Annotated in this window: 17 protein-coding genes and 1 tRNA gene; 12 read left to right on the forward strand and 6 right to left on the reverse strand. The window is 60.4% G+C overall.

Going from position 1 to position 16,897, the window contains the following annotated elements; all coding sequences use genetic code 11:
- Positions 1-98 precede the first annotated feature (98 nt).
- From pstC to pstB, 3 genes are read left to right on the forward strand one after another with little or no spacing between them, the layout of a single operon-like run.
- A complete protein-coding gene (gene pstC / locus HHL09_RS26435) occupies positions 99-2,042 on the forward strand; it encodes a phosphate ABC transporter permease subunit PstC (RefSeq protein ID WP_205760897.1) in 1,944 nt (647 codons plus the stop codon).
- Positions 2,042-3,163 carry a phosphate ABC transporter permease PstA gene (gene pstA / locus HHL09_RS21005; RefSeq protein WP_169456617.1) on the forward strand — a complete coding sequence of 374 codons (1,122 nt, stop codon included), beginning with the start codon at positions 2,042-2,044 and terminating at the stop codon, positions 3,161-3,163. Before pstC ends, pstA begins: the two co-directional genes overlap by 1 nt.
- Entirely contained in the window at positions 3,157-3,939 is a 783-nt protein-coding gene (gene pstB, locus HHL09_RS21010) for a phosphate ABC transporter ATP-binding protein PstB (RefSeq protein WP_169456618.1), read from the forward strand. Before pstA ends, pstB begins: the two co-directional genes overlap by 7 nt.
- Position 3,940: 1 nt before the next feature.
- On the opposite strand, the gene HHL09_RS21015 is transcribed toward pstB, so the two are convergent.
- Positions 3,941-4,348 (reverse strand): hypothetical protein, encoded by a 408-nt coding sequence (locus HHL09_RS21015; protein ID WP_169456619.1) that lies wholly within the window; start codon positions 4,346-4,348, stop codon positions 3,941-3,943.
- Positions 4,349-4,556: 208 nt separating this feature from the next.
- Here HHL09_RS21015 and HHL09_RS21020 point away from each other — a divergent pair, with 208 nt between their 5' ends.
- From HHL09_RS21020 to HHL09_RS21030, 3 genes are all read left to right on the forward strand, one after another.
- Positions 4,557-5,141 carry a type 1 glutamine amidotransferase domain-containing protein gene (locus HHL09_RS21020; protein ID WP_169456620.1) on the forward strand — a complete coding sequence of 195 codons (585 nt, stop codon included), beginning with the start codon at positions 4,557-4,559 and terminating at the stop codon, positions 5,139-5,141.
- 588 nt (positions 5,142-5,729) lie between these two features.
- Positions 5,730-6,458: a CheR family methyltransferase gene (locus HHL09_RS21025; protein WP_169456621.1), complete on the forward strand. Its 729-nt coding sequence runs from the start codon at positions 5,730-5,732 to the stop codon at positions 6,456-6,458.
- Positions 6,458-8,704 (forward strand): hybrid sensor histidine kinase/response regulator, encoded by a 2,247-nt coding sequence (locus HHL09_RS21030; protein WP_169456622.1) that lies wholly within the window; start codon positions 6,458-6,460, stop codon positions 8,702-8,704. Before HHL09_RS21025 ends, HHL09_RS21030 begins: the two co-directional genes overlap by 1 nt.
- Before the next feature lie 2 nt (positions 8,705-8,706).
- Here the strand turns inward: HHL09_RS21030 and HHL09_RS21035 are convergent, their stop codons facing one another.
- Positions 8,707-9,144 carry a response regulator gene (locus HHL09_RS21035; protein WP_169456623.1) on the reverse strand — a complete coding sequence of 146 codons (438 nt, stop codon included), beginning with the start codon at positions 9,142-9,144 and terminating at the stop codon, positions 8,707-8,709.
- Positions 9,145-9,334: 190 nt separating this feature from the next.
- Here HHL09_RS21035 and HHL09_RS21040 point away from each other — a divergent pair, with 190 nt between their 5' ends.
- The 4 genes from HHL09_RS21040 to HHL09_RS21055 all read left to right on the forward strand — a co-directional run bounded on the left by HHL09_RS21040 (position 9,335) and on the right by HHL09_RS21055 (position 11,456).
- Entirely contained in the window at positions 9,335-9,820 is a 486-nt protein-coding gene (locus HHL09_RS21040) for a DUF892 family protein (RefSeq protein ID WP_277349131.1), read from the forward strand.
- Positions 9,821-10,058: 238 nt separating this feature from the next.
- On the forward strand, positions 10,059-10,349 hold the full coding sequence (locus tag HHL09_RS21045) for a hypothetical protein (protein WP_169456625.1): 291 nt from the start codon (positions 10,059-10,061) through the stop codon (positions 10,347-10,349).
- Positions 10,350-10,496: 147 nt separating this feature from the next.
- Positions 10,497-10,961: a hypothetical protein gene (locus HHL09_RS21050; RefSeq protein ID WP_169456626.1), complete on the forward strand. Its 465-nt coding sequence runs from the start codon at positions 10,497-10,499 to the stop codon at positions 10,959-10,961.
- 231 nt (positions 10,962-11,192) lie between these two features.
- The gene (locus HHL09_RS21055; RefSeq protein WP_169456627.1) at positions 11,193-11,456 is read left to right on the forward strand and encodes a hypothetical protein; all 264 of its coding nucleotides are present in this window, start codon (positions 11,193-11,195) and stop codon (positions 11,454-11,456) included.
- 440 nt (positions 11,457-11,896) lie between these two features.
- On the opposite strand, the gene HHL09_RS21060 is transcribed toward HHL09_RS21055, so the two are convergent.
- Positions 11,897-12,712 carry a nucleotide excision repair endonuclease gene (locus HHL09_RS21060; protein ID WP_169456628.1) on the reverse strand — a complete coding sequence of 272 codons (816 nt, stop codon included), beginning with the start codon at positions 12,710-12,712 and terminating at the stop codon, positions 11,897-11,899.
- A 96-nt stretch (positions 12,713-12,808) separates the two neighbouring features.
- On the opposite strand from HHL09_RS21060, the gene HHL09_RS21065 reads away from it, so the two are divergent.
- Together HHL09_RS21065 and HHL09_RS21070 are read left to right on the forward strand one after the other, a co-directional pair.
- Entirely contained in the window at positions 12,809-13,762 is a 954-nt protein-coding gene (locus HHL09_RS21065; RefSeq protein ID WP_169456629.1) for a hypothetical protein, read from the forward strand.
- Between the two features lie 175 nt (positions 13,763-13,937).
- The gene (locus HHL09_RS21070) at positions 13,938-14,603 is read left to right on the forward strand and encodes an EF-hand domain-containing protein (protein WP_169456630.1); all 666 of its coding nucleotides are present in this window, start codon (positions 13,938-13,940) and stop codon (positions 14,601-14,603) included.
- Between the two features lie 85 nt (positions 14,604-14,688).
- Here the strand turns inward: HHL09_RS21070 and HHL09_RS21075 are convergent, their stop codons facing one another.
- The 3 genes from HHL09_RS21075 to HHL09_RS21085 form a co-directional block, all read right to left on the reverse strand.
- The gene (locus HHL09_RS21075) at positions 14,689-15,369 is read right to left on the reverse strand and encodes a hypothetical protein (protein ID WP_169456631.1); all 681 of its coding nucleotides are present in this window, start codon (positions 15,367-15,369) and stop codon (positions 14,689-14,691) included.
- Positions 15,370-16,271: 902 nt separating this feature from the next.
- Positions 16,272-16,346: transfer RNA gene (locus HHL09_RS21080), tRNA-Arg, on the reverse strand.
- Between the two features lie 158 nt (positions 16,347-16,504).
- Positions 16,505-16,798 (reverse strand): KH domain-containing protein, encoded by a 294-nt coding sequence (locus tag HHL09_RS21085; RefSeq protein ID WP_169456632.1) that lies wholly within the window; start codon positions 16,796-16,798, stop codon positions 16,505-16,507.
- Positions 16,799-16,897 lie beyond the last annotated feature (99 nt).

The following is a 16,897-nucleotide window of genomic DNA, read 5'->3' on the forward strand; positions in this document are numbered from 1 at the left end:
CTTCCTGTCGAATTTGACACTCAATCCCGGCGCGGTTTGCTCCCGCCGGGATTGCCATTTCCGCGACCGCCCTTCACGTTCGCCCCGATCGCCTGCGCATGTCGGAATCCTCGTCTTCCACACAAGTCCCCCTCGGTCATCCCTTTCGTCGGAAGGGGCGCGGAACCGACGGCCTGATCAAATCATTCTTTGCGGGTAATGCCGGTCTCACGATCGTCATCCTGATTTTGATCATCGTCTTCCTGGTTCGCGAGGGTGCCGGTTTCTTCCCGGCTTACCGAACGGAGCTCGAGCTCTACCGCAAGGCGGGACTGGAGTTCGTGGACATCCCGCGGAAGGATCTGGAGGCCCATGAGCAGATGAGCTCGCTGCTGAACCGGGCCTACTATGCTCAAGTTAATGATGCCTGCCGCCGCGAGTTCCAGCGCTCGCAGGAAGCTTCCGCCCTCATGACTTATGTCGGCGAAGGCGTGGCACCGGCCCAAAGCGCACTCCAGCGCGTGGCCGAAGGAGCAGGGGAGAATGGAATCCCCCCCGAACTCCAAAAATCTCTCACCGACAAATACAAGCAGCTCCTCGAAGAAGCACTCGCTGGGAAACGTGGTGAAGGCTTGCCGCCGACGCCTCACCTCACAAACGAGGAGCGTGAAGGCCTTCTGGCCGCACTCCGGTCCCGCGACCCGCTTTCCACCGATGACCCGCCTCTTGTCACCACGCTGCAAGAGGAGCTCTCCACCCGGCAGGCTGCCGCTGCCGAACCTCTTTCCGCCTTTCGCGAGGTGATCGATGCCTTCGCGGAAACCTCTTCCACCCTCGATGCCGTCGTTTCCGAAAGTGGTGATCTGGTGAAGGCCACCAAGGAAGCCGCAACGCTTCACGAAATCGAGACCACCAAGCGTGCCACCCTGCTCGCTGCCGCGGCCAAGACCAAGGACGCCGCTGCCAAGGCCCAGCTAGAGCTGGAAGCGGAGGAAGCCGTCACCACCGAGCCCGTGGATTTCAAGACCTCGCTCGCTCCCGTGCTCGCCCGCCTGCCGGAGATCCGCCAGGCAAATGCCGCGATGCAGGCCTCTGCCGCGGAGATCGAATCGAAGCTCCCGGCGAAGCTCGAAGACGGAAAGGCGGACCGCTATCTCTCCACCTTCCGCAAGGCCCTTCCCGAATATAACCGGGAACTGGGCGACACCATCGCGCAGGCCGAAGCTTGGAAGAGCGACAAGCCCGTGGGCCTCTGGGCCACCATCACCGGCTTCATCACCGGCCGCGATTGGATCACCGGCGGTGAATGGCAGGACTTCTACGGCATCGTGCCGCTCTTCGCAGGTTCGGCGATCATCGCCTTGATCGCGCTGGCGCTGGCAATTCCCCTCGGCGTTGGCGCCGCGGTTTACACCAATCAGCTCGCCGGACGCCGCCAGCAGAATTTCATCAAGCCAACCATCGAGTTCCTCCAGGCGATTCCCTCGGTCGTGCTTGGCTTCCTCGGCATCGCGGTGCTTGGCACCGTGCTTCAGGAGACCTCGATGAAGGATGCATTTTCCTGGGTCCCCGGTTTCCCCATCCAGCAGCGCCTGAACATGTTCACCGCCGGATGTTTGCTGGGTCTCATGGCGATCCCGACGATCTTCTCGCTTTCCGAAGACGCGCTGAACAACGTCCCCTCCGCCTTTGCCGAAGCATCTGACGCCTTGGGTGCATCGAAGCTCCAGACCGTGTTCCGCGTGGTCTGTCCCGCCGCGATCTCGGGCATCCTCGCCGCGGTACTTCTCGGCCTCGGCCGCGTGATCGGGGAAACGATGGTGGTGCTTCTCGTCGCCGGTAACCGCATCGAGATACCCGATTTCACCGAGGGACTCGGGGTCTTCTTCCAGCCCGCGCACACGCTGACGGGCATCATCGCCCAGGAACTTGGCGAAGTGCCCTTCGGCAGCGTCCACTACCGCGCGCTCTTCGTTGTCGGCATGGTGCTCTTCATCATCGTGCTCGGCATCAACTGGACCGCCCAGCGCCTCCTTCACAAATTCCGCATCGGCCACGACTGATGGACAATCCAGAACAACTCATCCGCAAGGGCGTCCATCACGAGGCGCTGAAGGAGAATGCCGTGAAAGGCTTCCTCGGCGGCCTCACCTGGGGCATCGTGATCATCGCGCTGCTTATCTTCGGGCGCATCTGTTGGGACGGCCTGCCGGTCCTTCTGAAGCCGGAGTTTCCTTTCGTCGATGTCGCCTTCCTCACGGAGAAAACTCAGACGCTCCACGTCTTCGACGACTCTGCCGGCACGCGCTTCAGCCTGCCTGCCACCGAGTATCACGCGTGGGTGGACAAGAATGGAGCCGAGGCGGTCTTCAACGAACAAACCTATGCCTACTCCGGTGGTGGTATCGCGGGCCCGATTGTCGGCACCGCCTTGCTGACCCTGGTGAGTATCGTACTCGCACTCTTCTTCGGGGTCGCCGCGGCCATCTACCTCAGCGAGTATGCGAAGCAGGGACGCTTCATCAATCTGGTGCGTCTCGCGATCCTGAATCTCGCGGGTGTACCCTCGATCGTCTTCGGCCTCTTCGGCTTCGCGGTCTTCGTGCTCGCCGCCCCGGTGTTCACGGACACCCCTTCGGACCGCAGCTTGTTCGCCATCCCTCTCGGCTTCACCTACTTCAGTTTCCAGGGTTGGAACTCCTCGCTGATCGCGGGCTCCGCTACCTTGGCCTGTATGATCCTGCCGGTGATCATCACCGCATCGGAGGAATCCTTGAAAGCCGTGCCACAAGGGTTCCGCGAGGCCTCGCTCGCCCTGGGTGCCACGCGCTGGCACACCATCCGCAAGTGCGTGCTGCCCTTCGCCCTGCCCGGCATCCTGACGTCCTCGGTGCTTTCGCTCGCACGCGCCGCGGGTGAAACGGCACCCATCATGTTCACCGCCGCCGTGGCCGCGAAGGATACCTTCCCGTGGGAAGGGGATGGAGGCTTCTTCGGCGTCTTCCAGAGCCAGGTGCAGGCGCTGCCTTACCATATCTACACGCTGGCCGCGCGCATCCCGACCTCCGAATACACGGAGCGCGCCCAGTATGGTTCGGTCTTTGTCTTCCTGGTGATGATCTTCATGTTCTCCACCCTTTCGATCATTCTCCGCAACCGCGTCCGCGCGAAGCTCAAATGGTAAACGGATCCCCCACGAACGGCACCCCGGCGATCGCGATCGATCAACTCCGTTTCAATTACGGGGAGAAGCAGGTCTTGCACGACATCAGCCTGGACATCCAGTCCCGCGAGATCACCGCCTTCATCGGCCCCTCCGGCTGCGGCAAGTCCACGCTGCTCCGCTGCCTGAACCGCATCAATGACCGGATCCCCGGTGCCCGGATTACCGGTGGCGCTATCAAGATCGCGGGCATCGATATTTCCCGGCCGGATCTCGATATCCAGGTGCTTCGCCGCCGCGTCGGCATGGTCTTCCAGAAATGGAATCCCTTCCCGAAGTCGATCTACGACAACATCGCTTACGGCCTGCGCATCCATGGCGAGAAGAATTCCAAGGTGCTCGATGAGCGCGTGGAATACTGCCTGCGCGTGGTGGCTCTCTGGGATGATGTGAAAGACCGCCTGCACTCCAGTGCCTTCGGTCTTTCCGGCGGCCAGCAGCAGCGTCTCTGCATCGCCCGCACTATCGCGACCAAGCCGGATATCATCCTCATGGATGAGCCCTGCTCGGCGCTCGATCCGCTTTCCACCTTGAAGGTCGAGGAACTCCTCCTGGAGCTGAAAAAAAACTACACCATCGTCATCGTCACCCACAACTTGGCACAGGCCAGCCGGTGTTCTGACAGGACTGCCTTCTTTTACCTCGGCAAGCTGATCGAATTCGGGGAGACGCAGAAGATGTTCTCGAATCCGACGGTAAAGCAGACCGAGGCCTACGTCTCGGGTGCTTTCGGTTGATTCAAGGCGGCAACGGTGTCTCACGAATTATCTCGCCCAGTGCCGCAAAGAGAAATTGGGGAACGAAGAGGAGTGTTGCCATTGAGAGCAAAAGGCACCCGCTCGCGGCGATGAGAATCATTGCCCTCTTGCGGGTAAACGAAGACGCAAGGGCAAAGAGACCGGAACTACATAGGACAAGGGCAGGAACCAAAGCTCCTCTCATCGTCAAGGTGCTCATCAGGAGGTCACCCCTTGCTCCAAGCTTCTCGGCCATCGTTCCGAATCTCGCGAGGGCAGGCACGAAATAGGCGGCTGTCGCGAAAGCGCCAAGACCGGCGGCAATGGCGAAGCCGCGGGTAAGCTTGCCGGGAGCTGTGATCGCGATCTTCCCTGCGTCGGAAGCCGGTGGCGCGTAAGGGGTGTGCACGGAACAAGCGCTATCTTCTGCGCTAAAGCCGGTCAATGGGCCTCACCATTGGAATGGTTACCCATTGCAGAACCACGTCAGGCATTGCCGGATGCCACCTCCGGAGACGCGGCCGCGGCGTCGATCCGTCCCTCGCAATCCCTTCTGCATCATGCCTTGTCGCTCATCCGCTTTGACGGGCACGGCTCCTGCGAAAGGCGGCAGTATCATGAAAACCGAAAAACTTTCCTCAAAACACGATCTTCACGGAGTCCGCGTCGCGGTCCTCGCCACCGATGGCTTCGAGCAATCCGAACTTATGGTCCCCGTCGATGCCTTGGAGAGTTGCGGGGCTCGCGTGGATATCATCACGCCGGAGGGTGACGGGATCCGCGGCTGGGATGAAGAGAATTGGGGGCAAATCATTGCCGCGGATCACTCCCTTGATGACGTCGCTCCGGAGGACTACCACGCGCTCCTCCTTCCCGGCGGCGTCCTGAATTCAGATGCTCTCCGCATGCTTCCCGACGCTCGCGAGTTCGTCTCTTGGTTTTTCAAGGACGACAAGCACGTCTTCGTGATTTGCCATGGTTCGCAGGTGCTCATTGACGCCGGGGTCGTAAAGGGCCGGACCATGACATCCTATAAGGCGATCGCCACAGATCTGAAGAACGCTGGCGCGAAGTGGAAGGACGAGGAAGTCGTGCACGACGGAAAGTTGATAAGCTCTCGTTCTCCTGACGATTTGCCGGCATTCTGCGCGGCCGTTTGCTCCGCGTTGGACCATGCAAAGAGCGCGGTGGGCTCACGATGATTTGAGGTCTTGGCGAATGCGCTGAGGGTGAAGCGTGTCGGTCATTCGCAATATTGCGGGCGGCCTAGGTCGAGGTGCAATTGAGCGTCATCGGTGCGGTCCTCTCGGCTGCTCCGACAGCGCGCATCGTTTGGAAACCTCGCTTGAGGACGACGCTCGGGGCTTCCTAACTCGCCCTTCTTCCGCAGGCCGGGGATGACGCCAAGTATCCGCTGGCACGGAAGAGTAACTCGAAATCGTGCAAGTTGCACTTCCAAAAAGCTCGACCGATCGCCTTCCGGCGGCAACCTGAGAACTTGTTCGACCGTTCCCTTCGACATCCCGTGTCGGTCGAGCGAAGTCGCCATGAAGGGTTTTTTCCAAGGAACGAGAGCCGGAGGAAACTCCGGGGCTGGCGTCGCGTACCGGGCTGATCGTTTTGCTCACGTTTCCTTCACCGGGTGCCCTGACCCATCGCAGCGCGCCCTTCGGACACCCCCGGTCGCCGTCGACGCCCAGGCCAAGGTGCCTCCCGTTTCTCAGGGTGAACCTGCAGCTCCGGAGGATGATCCGGATGCAGTCTCCCTTGTCCGACAAGTCATCATTTCGATGGGCCTCCCACTTGGCGAGTATCGCCTTGCTCCGATGCTGCGGCGGGTGCCGGCTTGTCTTCGCGCGCTCCGTGTGGGGTCTGCGTCCGAAGCGGTGGCCCTCTTGGCGCAGCGTCAGGAACTGATCCTCCGTGCACTGGAGACCTTGCTGATCGGCACCACCGAGTTCTTCCGGGACCCTCAGGTCTTCGATCTGCTCCAGCAGGAGGTGATCCCCGGCATGCTGCAGCGGAAGGCTCACCCTCGCGTCTGGAGCGCCGCTTGCTCGGAGGGGGCGGAGCTCTACTCCGTCGCCATGACTTTCGCCCTTTTTGGCGCCCTGCAGGAAGGTCAGTTCTTCGGATCCGATTGCCGCGCAGAGGCGGTGGAGCATGCCCGGCGAGGGATCTTTGCCCGGCCCCGGTCGGGGGGCTTGCGCCAGCCCCAATCAGGCCTCTTCACGATTTCCGGAGAGGAATCCATCCAAGTCTCGCCTGAGATCCGCCGTGCGATCTCTTGGCAGACCGCCGACGTTCTGGCGGACGACCCCGGCGGTCCTTGGGATATGATCCTCTGCCGAAATCTTGCCATCTACCTGAGTCCTGAAGCCTCGGCACGGCTCTGGCAACGCCTCGCTGGCGCGCTTGCTCCAGGCGGAATTCTCGTGGTGGGAAAGGCGGAGAAACCTGCCGTCCCCGGTCTGCGCAAGATCCATCCCTTCATTTACTGCAAACATAGTATTCCCTGATGACAGGAGTGACCGATTCAAGTTCCGACATCAAAATCAACCGACCGGCCTTTTGGGTCGCGCTGATTCCCGGCGTCCTTCTCATCGCCTTCTTCGCCTACATGCGGCTGGTGGTTTTCCACGATCGTGTCTTTCCCCTTTCGTCCTCCTTGCCGCTCCTGCTCTGCCTGTGGAGCCGCAGCCTGCGCCTGCTCTATGGCATGGCGGTCCTCCTATCGATCATCACACTGCTCAAGGTCTATGTCGTCCTGCCCGAGGGGACCTACACGCGGGAATACGAGTTGGTGACCCTAGTCTCGCAGATGACGAATATCTGGGTCGTGGTGCTGGTGCTGCACGGGCTTCTGGTCGCGCGCGCCAAGCTCGAGCGGCGGAATGCCGATCTCGCCTTGGCCAATGCGGAGCTGGAAAACAGCAACTCCGAACTCGCTGCCAGCAACGAGGAACTCGCCGCACGTGAGGAGGAGATCTCGCAGCAAAATGAGGAACTGCAAAGCCAGGCGGAGGAACTCGAACAACAGTCGGAGGAGCTCCGCCAGCAGACCGAGGAGATGGAGCAGCAGGGGGCGGAGCTCATGGGCCTCAACCAGGAACTCGGCCGCCGCGAGCGCGGTCTCGAGACCCTCCTGAATTCCGGGCGCTGGATGCTGAATGATGTCTCGGAGGCTTTCGTCATGAGTGGCGTCTGCCAGGCCGGTATCCAGATTCTTTCCGATGAAGCCGAAGCGGCCGATGTCGCATCCTGCGCCGATGATCGCTACGAGGTTTGGGGTGATGCCGGTTTCGGTCTGCAGGGCCGGAAGGAGGAGGAGATTCCCTTCGAGCAATCCTTCGCCGCGCTGGTGATGGAAAGCGGGCGCACCGCCTCCATCGAGGACATGCGCTTGCGGCCCGATATCATGCTGCCCGTGCCGCGGCTGGGCCGGTCCTTCCTTTCCGCGATGGCCTCGCCCATTTGGCACGATGGGAAAATCGTGGCGACGCTCTGCTTCTACAGCTCGCTGCCTCGCCAGTGGAGCGAGCATGATTTCAGTATCGCGGAGTGGCTCGCCTCGCAGGCTTCGTTTGCGCTTCAGTCGCTCCGCTTCCAGCGCGAACTCGAGGACAAGCGCCTTGAGGCGGAAGACGCCGCCCGTCAAAAGAGCCGCTTCCTTGCCGCGATCTCGCATGACGTCCGCACGCCCGCGAATGCGATTTCCCTGTTGGCCGAGCTGATCCAGCGGTCCTCCGCCGATCCGAAGATGGCTCCCGAAGTGCCGAAGCTCGCCAAGAACCTCTGGGACAATGCGAGGCTGCTGGTGGACCTCGTCAGCGATGTGCTGGATCTTACCCGTCTCGACTCCGGCCACGCCGAGTTGAACGTCTCGGACTTTGGACTGGTCGATCTGCTTCGTGGCGAAGTTTCCCAAGGCCAGACCCTTGCCAATCGAAAAGGGGTTCCGATCACGGGCGAGTTCCCGGAGGAGGAAATTCAGCTGGCGACCGACCGCACGAAGCTCTCCCGCATCGTGGCGAACCTCTTGGGGAATGCGGTGAAATTCACCGAATCCGGTGAGATCCACGTCTCCTGCAAGCCGGTGAAAGGCGGTGCCCAGATCCAGATTGCCGACACCGGTTGCGGGATTCCTGAGGAAGCGCTCAAGCAGGTGTTTGACGAGTTCTTCCAGCTCCGCAATCCGGAGCGGGACCGCGAGAAGGGAACGGGCCTCGGCCTTGCCATTTGCCGCCGCCTTGCCGCCAGTCTGGATGCGACCATCTCCGTGGACAGCAAGGTGGGGGATGGATCCACCTTCACGATCTTCGTGCCTGACAAGGCGCGCCGGGAATCCACACCCGCCGTAATGCCGGAAGTGGCGACCGAGCCCGTCGCGGTCGATTTCTCATCGGTCCTGCATGGCCTCCGCGTGCTGTTGATCGAGGACAACGAAGTCGCACGCATCGCCGTCGGAGAGTTGATCACGAGAGAGGGTGCCATCGTTTCCTCCGCCGCCACCGGTCGCGAGGGGCTTCGCTTGCTGGAAGAGGGGGGATACGATGCTCTCTTGCTGGATCTGAATCTGCCGGACATGGATGGCAGCGAGATTCTCCAGCGCCTCCAGATCGATCGCCCGGCAGACTTGCGCCGTATCGTCGTGATTACCGGAGATGCGCGCTACGAGCGGGTCGAGCAATCCAAGGCGCTCGGAGCCGATCTTCTGCTCGCGAAGCCGCTCAGTCTCGCACGCCTTTGCGACGGCTTGAAGTGAGTTCAGTGCCGTTTCAATCCGGCGGTGATCTCGCCCAAGAGCGAGCGGAGGTCTGCAGGGCTGACAGGCTTTGAGACCAATCTTTGCATGCCGGCTTCCTCGCAGCGGCGGCGGGTTTCCGCTTCGTCGTAGCCGCTCAGCGCGATGATTACGGGAACTCCGTTGGATCCGGCGCGGGCTTGCCGGATTTGCCGCGTGGCTTCCAGCCCGTCCATGCCGGGCATCGAGATATCCATGAGGATCACTTGGGGATCGAAGTCTCCTGCGGCCTCCACCGCTTCCTCACCGCTGTAGACCACCATGACCTCGTAGCCCTCCATCTTCAGGAACATTCCCATGATGTCGGCGGCATTCTTTCCGTCATCGGCGACCATCACCCGGAAGGGGCGTTCGCCGGAGCCATTCGTCGATAAAGGGAGAGCGTCGGAACCGGAGGACATGTTTGCCGCATGCTATCGGTCGCAATCGTGCAAAATCAAGCGTTCCTCTCCGTGCAAAATTCCATGAGTTCAATTGCAAAAAGCCGCCTATCCCGGGAAACGAAGGTTACGAGATCGTCCCAGTTGTTAGTATGCAATCACTCATGAATCCTTGCATCTTGGCCTAGCCACTGCGAGCGTGCTCTGCTCTATGGACGACTCCCTTCTACCTCCTTATTTTCGTCGTTTCCGGCGGATTTATAGCTGCGAGCTTCAGCTGATGAGCTTTCTGCCGGAACTCCAGTCCCGTACTGCCAGCAGGCTGCTTGCCACCCAAATCGGGGAGCTGATCGATTTCTGCCGGACGAGGAGAAATACCCTCGAGTTGCTGGCGCTCGAACATCCCGTTTCCGCGGCCGGAGATCAGTGCTCGGAAATGGCGCGGCTCATCCAGTCGCAGCGTCAATTGCTCTCGGGGGAAGTGGCCAGCCACCTTCAAAACGACTTTGTTTCCGACATCTGCGAGGCCGTTCACTGCAAGTTGATTCAGGATTACAGCTTGGCGCGGAGCTTTGCCTCGAAGCTGAAATTCCAAGAGGATGCCAAGAAGTTCGATGAAGTCATCGATCAACTGATGACCCGTTTCCCGAGGCTCTGGGATCGCATGGATCTTGGTGTTCTGGAGTCGGCTGCCTGAGGGGCGCCTGAGTAGTTCTCGACGGGGAGCCGCTAAGCCCTTGCTTATCGTTTCCCGCCCCATGGCCCGCGTTGTTTTTCGGCTCCGGATGATCTTTTGATTCCAAGGAGCGTTGGGCGGCTGGCGTCGGACTTATGTTGTTCTTATGGCCGCGGTCGCGGTGAATGCTAGGAGGACCTTGCTTTCGGGCTGGCATCCTACGGGCTGGGGAGAAGGCAAAATCTAAAAAGACGAAGCCATGCCATCTGCAGACCAAACCGATGACACCCTCGACCCCGTAAGCAACACGGTCCAAATCACCTCTCGTCAGCTGGACCGCGGCGATTGTCGTATCGGTGACTGGGTGAAAGGGAGCGATATTCCGGAATGGACGGACGAGGGAGGGCCGCGCCGTTTCACCCCTGGAAGTGTGGTTATTTCACCGGAGGCAGGGGTGATCGGCGGCATCGTCCCTGCCGGGCATCCCGTGCAGTGGGTTTTCGAGCCGGGGGAGCTCGATGGCGAGTTGGTCTGGCGGCGGGAGGAGTAGTTCCACCCCGCGAAATGCATTCCCTGCGCCGCGCTCTGCACGAACCAAGGCTGGGGCGACATGGGATGCATGCTGCGATTCCTTCGTCTTCAGCGCTTGGGGAGCCCACACCCTTGTCCGGCACAGGAGCCGCTGGTATCTCTTGTCATGAAGCAGCAATCCAAATCCACGAAAGGCGACTTTGAGCCGGATGCTGGCGGTACCGGCACCGCATTTGGAGCCGGAGGAGGGGCAATCGTCGGAGGGATCGTAGGATCCTTGGGCGGTCCTGGCGGCACGGTCATCGGGGCCTTGGTCGGCGCGGCCGCTGGCGGAGCGGTAGGTCATGCCATCGGTGCCGGAGGTTGGGCCGATTCAAATGAGCAGTATTGGCGCGAGAACATCACGCGACAGTCCTTCTTCCAAACCGGCTTCAATTATGAGGACTACGCGGAGGCTCTCCGTCTCGGCTACGAACACTGCCGCTCTCAGCCCGGCGGCAGCTTCGATGAAAACGAAGCTCGCTTGGCCACGGAGTGGGAACGCGTGAAGGGACCATCCCGTCTCACATGGGAGCAAGCCCGGCATGCCACGCGTGCCGCTTGGGAGCGCCTCGATCGCGGGGACTTCTAAGCCGAAAAAACAAAACCCCCGCCTCGCGAACGAAGCGGGGGTTTCTAGCCCTCCACGCACCGCAGGCGGGCGGCGCGAGTGCTCATGACCGGTGCATCATGGCACACCCAACCTTAAGATAAGATTAGGATCCGGGAAAATTATCATTCCCAAAATCGGACGCGGGGTGATCGCGGGCTCTCCGTCCCTGACAAACCTGCGATTTGCGCTAACTTCTCCTTCCGTCCTCTCATGGCTGTTGTCCTCAATTCTGATCTCGTTCCCAGCGCTCTCCGGCCGCAAGTCGAGGATCTTGTGCGCAAGCGCTATCACCAGCCCTTGGACATCGAATGGCGGAATGCACCGGAGTCTGGCAAAGTCCTTCTGGAGCTTCCGAGCGGCTTGGTAGGGCCCCAAGGCGGGCATTGGGATCCTTTGGAGGGCTCGCTGGCGGATCTTACCTCGCTGATGTCCGGCTCGATCGACCAAGAGATTCACGATTTCCTCGGGCGCTGAAAGAAGGAACGCTCAAGCCTATCCTACGCGATCGCGTAATTCCGAGGCGCGTAATTTTAGGTAATCCTGCTCTCTGCCGGATCCACGCCCTAAATTGGATTCGGCAAGGCCGATGGAGCCCTGAAATCCATTTGTCCTGACACAGAGCGCCTACCGTATGTTCATGTGACCGGCCCCGGAAGTTTCCTCCTCCGTGGCCGGTCCCTTTTTATCTCATAGGTGGCCACTGGCAGTGGAAGGCTCGCGGCTTCTTGTGAGACCTTGGCGGAGCATGCACCATCTCTGCGGACCGAGCATTTCGGGAATCTTCCTGCCCTTTGGCGGGGAGGCATGGTTCTACTGCCAACTCATCAGGGAGTGGAAAGCGCCTGATCAAATTCTTCTATTTAACAGGCGGATCAGGGCCGGTTGGCAGAGGTCCCCTCGCGGTGTTCAGTCTTTCAAAAGAGCAGCGGATGCTCCTCCCGCGGCTTCCGGCTCGGCGTCGGCCGCACCGGCTCGTAAGGACGCGCCTTTCGAACCCAATCTGCCAACTGGTCCCGTTCCGCTGTCCAGAATTCTTCCATTTGTGGGGACGGCGGCGCGGGCAATTGATCCACCCCGGCCAACAGGGTTTCGACGTTTCCCACCGCGCAATTGGCAAAGATCTGCATCGCCTCGTCAGCTCTCGCCAAGGGAAGCCGGAGGCTCACCGGCACCAGTGGCTTCATCAGTCCCGCCGGGTAGCGGTGAAAGGGGAGTTCCGGCCAAGCGACACGATACAAGCATCTCGCCACCGAACCGAAGACGTGCCGGAAAGCGGGTAGCAGCGGTCCGACCACTCCCTCTTCGCGCCGCAATCCGACCACCAAGGCCTCCCCACTCGTTTCCATCGCAAGCCACCAGGGCGGCCCCTGCCAAGTCCCGGCTCGGTTGAAAGGCGGCCGATGTTCCAGCAGCAGGATCCGTTCGAGCTCGATGGCCTCCAATGCTGTGGTGCAGGCTTCCCACTCGATCCGCTGAATCCGTGCCACCAGCCGCAGGGTCCTCCGCGGATGCCGCTCCGGCGTCACATGCCGGTAGCTGCCAAGCCGATCCCGCAGGCATGCCGATTGGCCGATGTAGAGCAAGCGCCCGGTGCCATCGAAGAAACGATAGACCCCGGGCTGCCTCGGCAGGGCCGTGAAAAACTCCGCCCCGAACCGCATCACGAGCGGATTGGCCAGATGGAACAAGCCCGGTTGGCGACCGCGCTTGCTTGGGGTGGAGTCCTTCATCGGAGTGTCCGATTCTGCACCGCGGCGACTCCTCCTCAAGTCCGCAAGACCCGCGAAAGTCCGGTTCGGAGGAAATAAGCCTCCGGGCCGGGCTTCTTGATCCTTCGCGAAAATCTCTCCACGCTCATCGCCATGCCGTATCTTCCGAAGACTCTTCTCGCCGTGGTCACCGTCGTGGCCGCCGGCGGCTTTTGGGCCGTTACGGAAGCCAGGGATTCTGGCATGGCCGCCTTCGCGAAATCACTGGCCAATGGGATCGATTCCCGTCTCGCGGGAAAAAAGGCGTCGGGCGCGACCATGGAGGTCTTTTCCTCCAAGAATCACCCGGCTAAGAAATATGTCCGGAATCCCCAGCTCTGGTGTGCCGATTTCGTACCACAACTGACCGGCTGTTCCGTTTGGAAGCCCCCGCTTGATTACGTGGGGGAGCGCTACGGCGGTGTGATGATTACCTCCCGCCACATCCTCTTCTGCAGGCACGCCCACCCGGCCTGGGATGGGGGATGGATGAAGGTTCAGCCGCAGGTCATCCGCTTTGTCACTGCCGACAACAAGGTCGTGGACATGAAACTTGTCGCGAATGTGGACTCGCCGAAGGTGGATCTCTGTGTGGGTCTCTTGGATGATGATGTGCCAGAGGGCATCCATGTGGCTCCGCTCATGCCAGCGATGTCGCCTGAGCAGGGCAGGGAACTCATGGGCATGAACGTACCGGATCTTTCCATCTCCCAAGCCGGCAAGCGTCCGAATGGAAAGAGCAATGAAGCCATGGCCTATGTGGGCACCGCGGCGGGCTCGCCATCCGTGGCCACCCGGAAGCCATGGAGCTACGAGGTCTATCAAGGGGACTCGGGCACTCCGCGCTTCTACATCACTCCCAAGGGGCTCGCTCTCTATCAACTCACGGGTGCCGGGGATGTATCGGGCAATCTCGCTCATCTCAAGGAACTCATTGCCGCCTGCGATGCCAACGCCGTGGAGCGCGGCGTCCTGAAAAAGCCGACCGGCAAGCAGCCGAAGGTCCTGGATCTTCCGGTCCCCCCGAAGTGAGCCCGGCATTCGCGGACTGAAGGTGTTGGAAGTGGGCAGCTTGCAAAGCTCGCGGGCGATTTGCAGCTGGAGTTGCCTGCCTCTGATGGTGGAGAATTCACGGCTTTCCTTGCAGTTGCAAGGATGTCGCTCTCCGCGGGGCGCAGGCACCGGGTTTGCTCGATCCCGCCCTACCATGAGAAACCAATCCTTGCTCCATTCGCTCCTCGCGGCAGCCGGGCTCGCCATCGGAACCAGCGGAACCGCGCTTGCCGGTGGTTTCGACACCGCGATCTTCGTCGGTGCCGATCTCGACGTCTCCGGAAGCCTCAATACCACCGAATTCAACACAACACTCGATGCCGGACTGTCCGTCCGGGCTCAGGCGAAGGCCTTCCGCCGCGCCGATATCAACCGGGACGACTCGATTCAGATCAATGAATGGCTGATCTTCGACGGCCAGATCGTTCCCGGTAACAAACTGGAACGGATCTTCTATCGATCCGATCTCGGGATCGATGGCAGCCTCACCTTTGACGAATTCAGCAGCGCCTATGCCGCCAAGGTCTCGCTCGTGAATATCCGGCGCTTCTTTCTCCGTGCCGATGTGAATGCCGACACCACCGTCACCCTGCAGGAATATTTGAACCTGCGCCGCGGTATCACCCCGGTGGGCGAAAGCCTCACCATCTTCCAGCTCGCCGATTTTAATGGCAACAGTCAGCTCACCGTGGACGAGTTCGGGAACTTCTATGCGCGCTCCGCGAAGGAAGCCAAGATCCAGACCCGCTTTGCCCGTTTGGACGCCGATGCGGACGGATTCCTCACGACGAGTGAATGGAATCCCGGCGTGCGTCCCTGAACGCGAGCCTGATTTTCCGAGCTACATTGGTATAGCCAGAGAGGCGGCTTCCCTTGGGCTTTTGGGGGAGCCGCCTTATTCTTGCTCAGGCGGTCCGGGTAGAGTGTCCCCGCAATCGCAAGAGGCAGCCCGAGGAAAGCAGGAGTCCGATTGCGAACACGCTTCCCGGCTCCGGAATCGGAGACACCTTGGCCACCAGAACGAGCCTCTCCCAGTCGTCGCTGAGATTCAGATTCACGTTCTCTCCCGCGCGCCATCCGGCATTCACTTCGGTGGGGATTTCAACATCGCCCACCATGCTGGAAGTTCCCGAAGTATGCCAGCTTAGGCGGAGGTGATCGTTTTCCGGATCCGTGAAGACTCCCGTGGCATCCCCGGGTGACTGGTAGATCTTCGAACCCAATCCCGCAAAGCCCATGGAGAAGCTGTTATAGTACCACTCCGCACCATTCGTGGTGGTGGTTTCATCCACGTCCGTAAAGGTCGTGACATCCTTAAAGAGGGCCGCCGCCAGAAGCGTGAAGGTGGAGGATCCCACCGGACGGGCTGCGAACATCACGTAGTCATCCGCGTCGATTCCTGCGAACATCGTCGAGATCGACACGTTGCCGGAATAGGCACCTTGATAGCTGATCGTCCAACCCCAGTCATCGAGCACGGTCGAGACGGAGACATTAGTCTGGACGCCGAGGGGAATTACGGTCGTCGCGGAGAGCGGCGACACCGAAGCCATTGCCATGGCCGAAGCAAATAGGAGCGCTTTCATCTGGGGGGGCAAGCAAGTCTCTTAGATCGACTTTTGGCTTGTGACACAAGGATATTCGGGAACTAGGGGATGGGATAGTCGTCCACTTAACACACCGGCACCCCAGCCAGTTGCTCTCGCCGCCTCCAAACTGTGACACCTAAGAGGCCGACGATTCCTGTCGCTAGAGAGATCCCCGCGAAATCGCTCGCGAGCACCTTCTTCCTCTTCATCTGTTGGTAATGATAGGTCACTCCGTCCTCCACGGCTCGTAGCAGGACCGCGTCAGCGGAAGCCCCCTTGTCCTTAGCCACCGAGCTTAAGCGATGAATCCCATCTTGGCTGGGAGCGAACTGCAGGTGCGAAGTCGCAAGAACCCAGATTCCATTCAAGATGGAAACTGCCGAGAGAAAGAGGAACAGAAGCTTCATACCGTGACCGTCCTATACCACCCTTGACCTTTATCTTCACAAGCAATCGTCATTCTCCACATAGGGGCGTGCAGTCTTTAGAGCAGTTGGAGGCTTTCTTTTCGCCCGACCCTCTCACCCTGCGCCCGTGAAACCCCGCCCGCTGCATTGCTCGATCATCTTTTTCCGGGATTCTCGCGATGAGTTCATCTGCTGGGCAGGTGGTATAGCACAGGGTCACTATCGCAGACGACGCTGGGAAGATGGTCGGCAGCATGAAGGCGATGGCAACGTCCGCTGTGGAAGAGTCCTTCGAAACCTTTGGAATATCCAAAGGTCCGGAGCGTACTGGAAACCGAAGTGAATGAGCTTTTGAGAGGTAACCCAAAGTGACCTAAAAGGGCTGCAATTCGGTGCTTTTCCGTGCTTTTCCGTGCCGTTCGGTGCGACTGAGGTTCCAGAGGGAAATGGGCTGGAAGCCTTGTAGAATAAGGGTAGAGCCCTGTTTCCAAGTGGTAGTCCCGACAGGAATCGAACCTGTACCTACGGCTTCGGAGGCCATCGTCCTATCCATTGGACTACGGGACCATTGATGGGCACCCGGACGGGCACCTTTCGCGGCGAGGCGGAAAGTAGCGGTTGGCCGTCCGGCTTGGCAAGGAGAACCGCTGGGAGGGGTAAAACGACCTCCTCCGCTCGCCGCCGGCGAGTCCTCTCGCGGCGATGCCAAGCCAAGCCGCGGGCCCTCAGTGCCGCTCGCGGGCTTGCATTTCGGCCTCTTCCTCGTGGGAGTGAATCTGGAGGCTGACATTCACCTCATCGCGCTCGGCGATGGACTTCAGGACTCCGCGGATAGCGGAGGCGCTGAAACCGTTGCGCCCGATCAGGAGTGCCACGTCGGATTGGCGGAGAACGAGCTTGAAGCGCAGCCGCTTCGGCCCGAGTTCGGTGACCTTCAACTGTGCTTCGGCCGGGAACTCGATGAACTGGACGGCGATATACTGGAGAAAATTCCGGATCTGATCGGTAACCAGCTGCATGCCTTCATGATGCCGCGATTGGTCCGGAGAGCAAGTCGCGACGGAAGAGATTGGTGGAGATGTTGCGAAATAGGTCTCTCGTTTCGGCGAATCCCTAGC

The organism is Luteolibacter luteus, from assembly GCF_012913485.1.
Lineage (GTDB): Bacteria > Verrucomicrobiota > Verrucomicrobiia > Verrucomicrobiales > Akkermansiaceae > Haloferula > Haloferula lutea.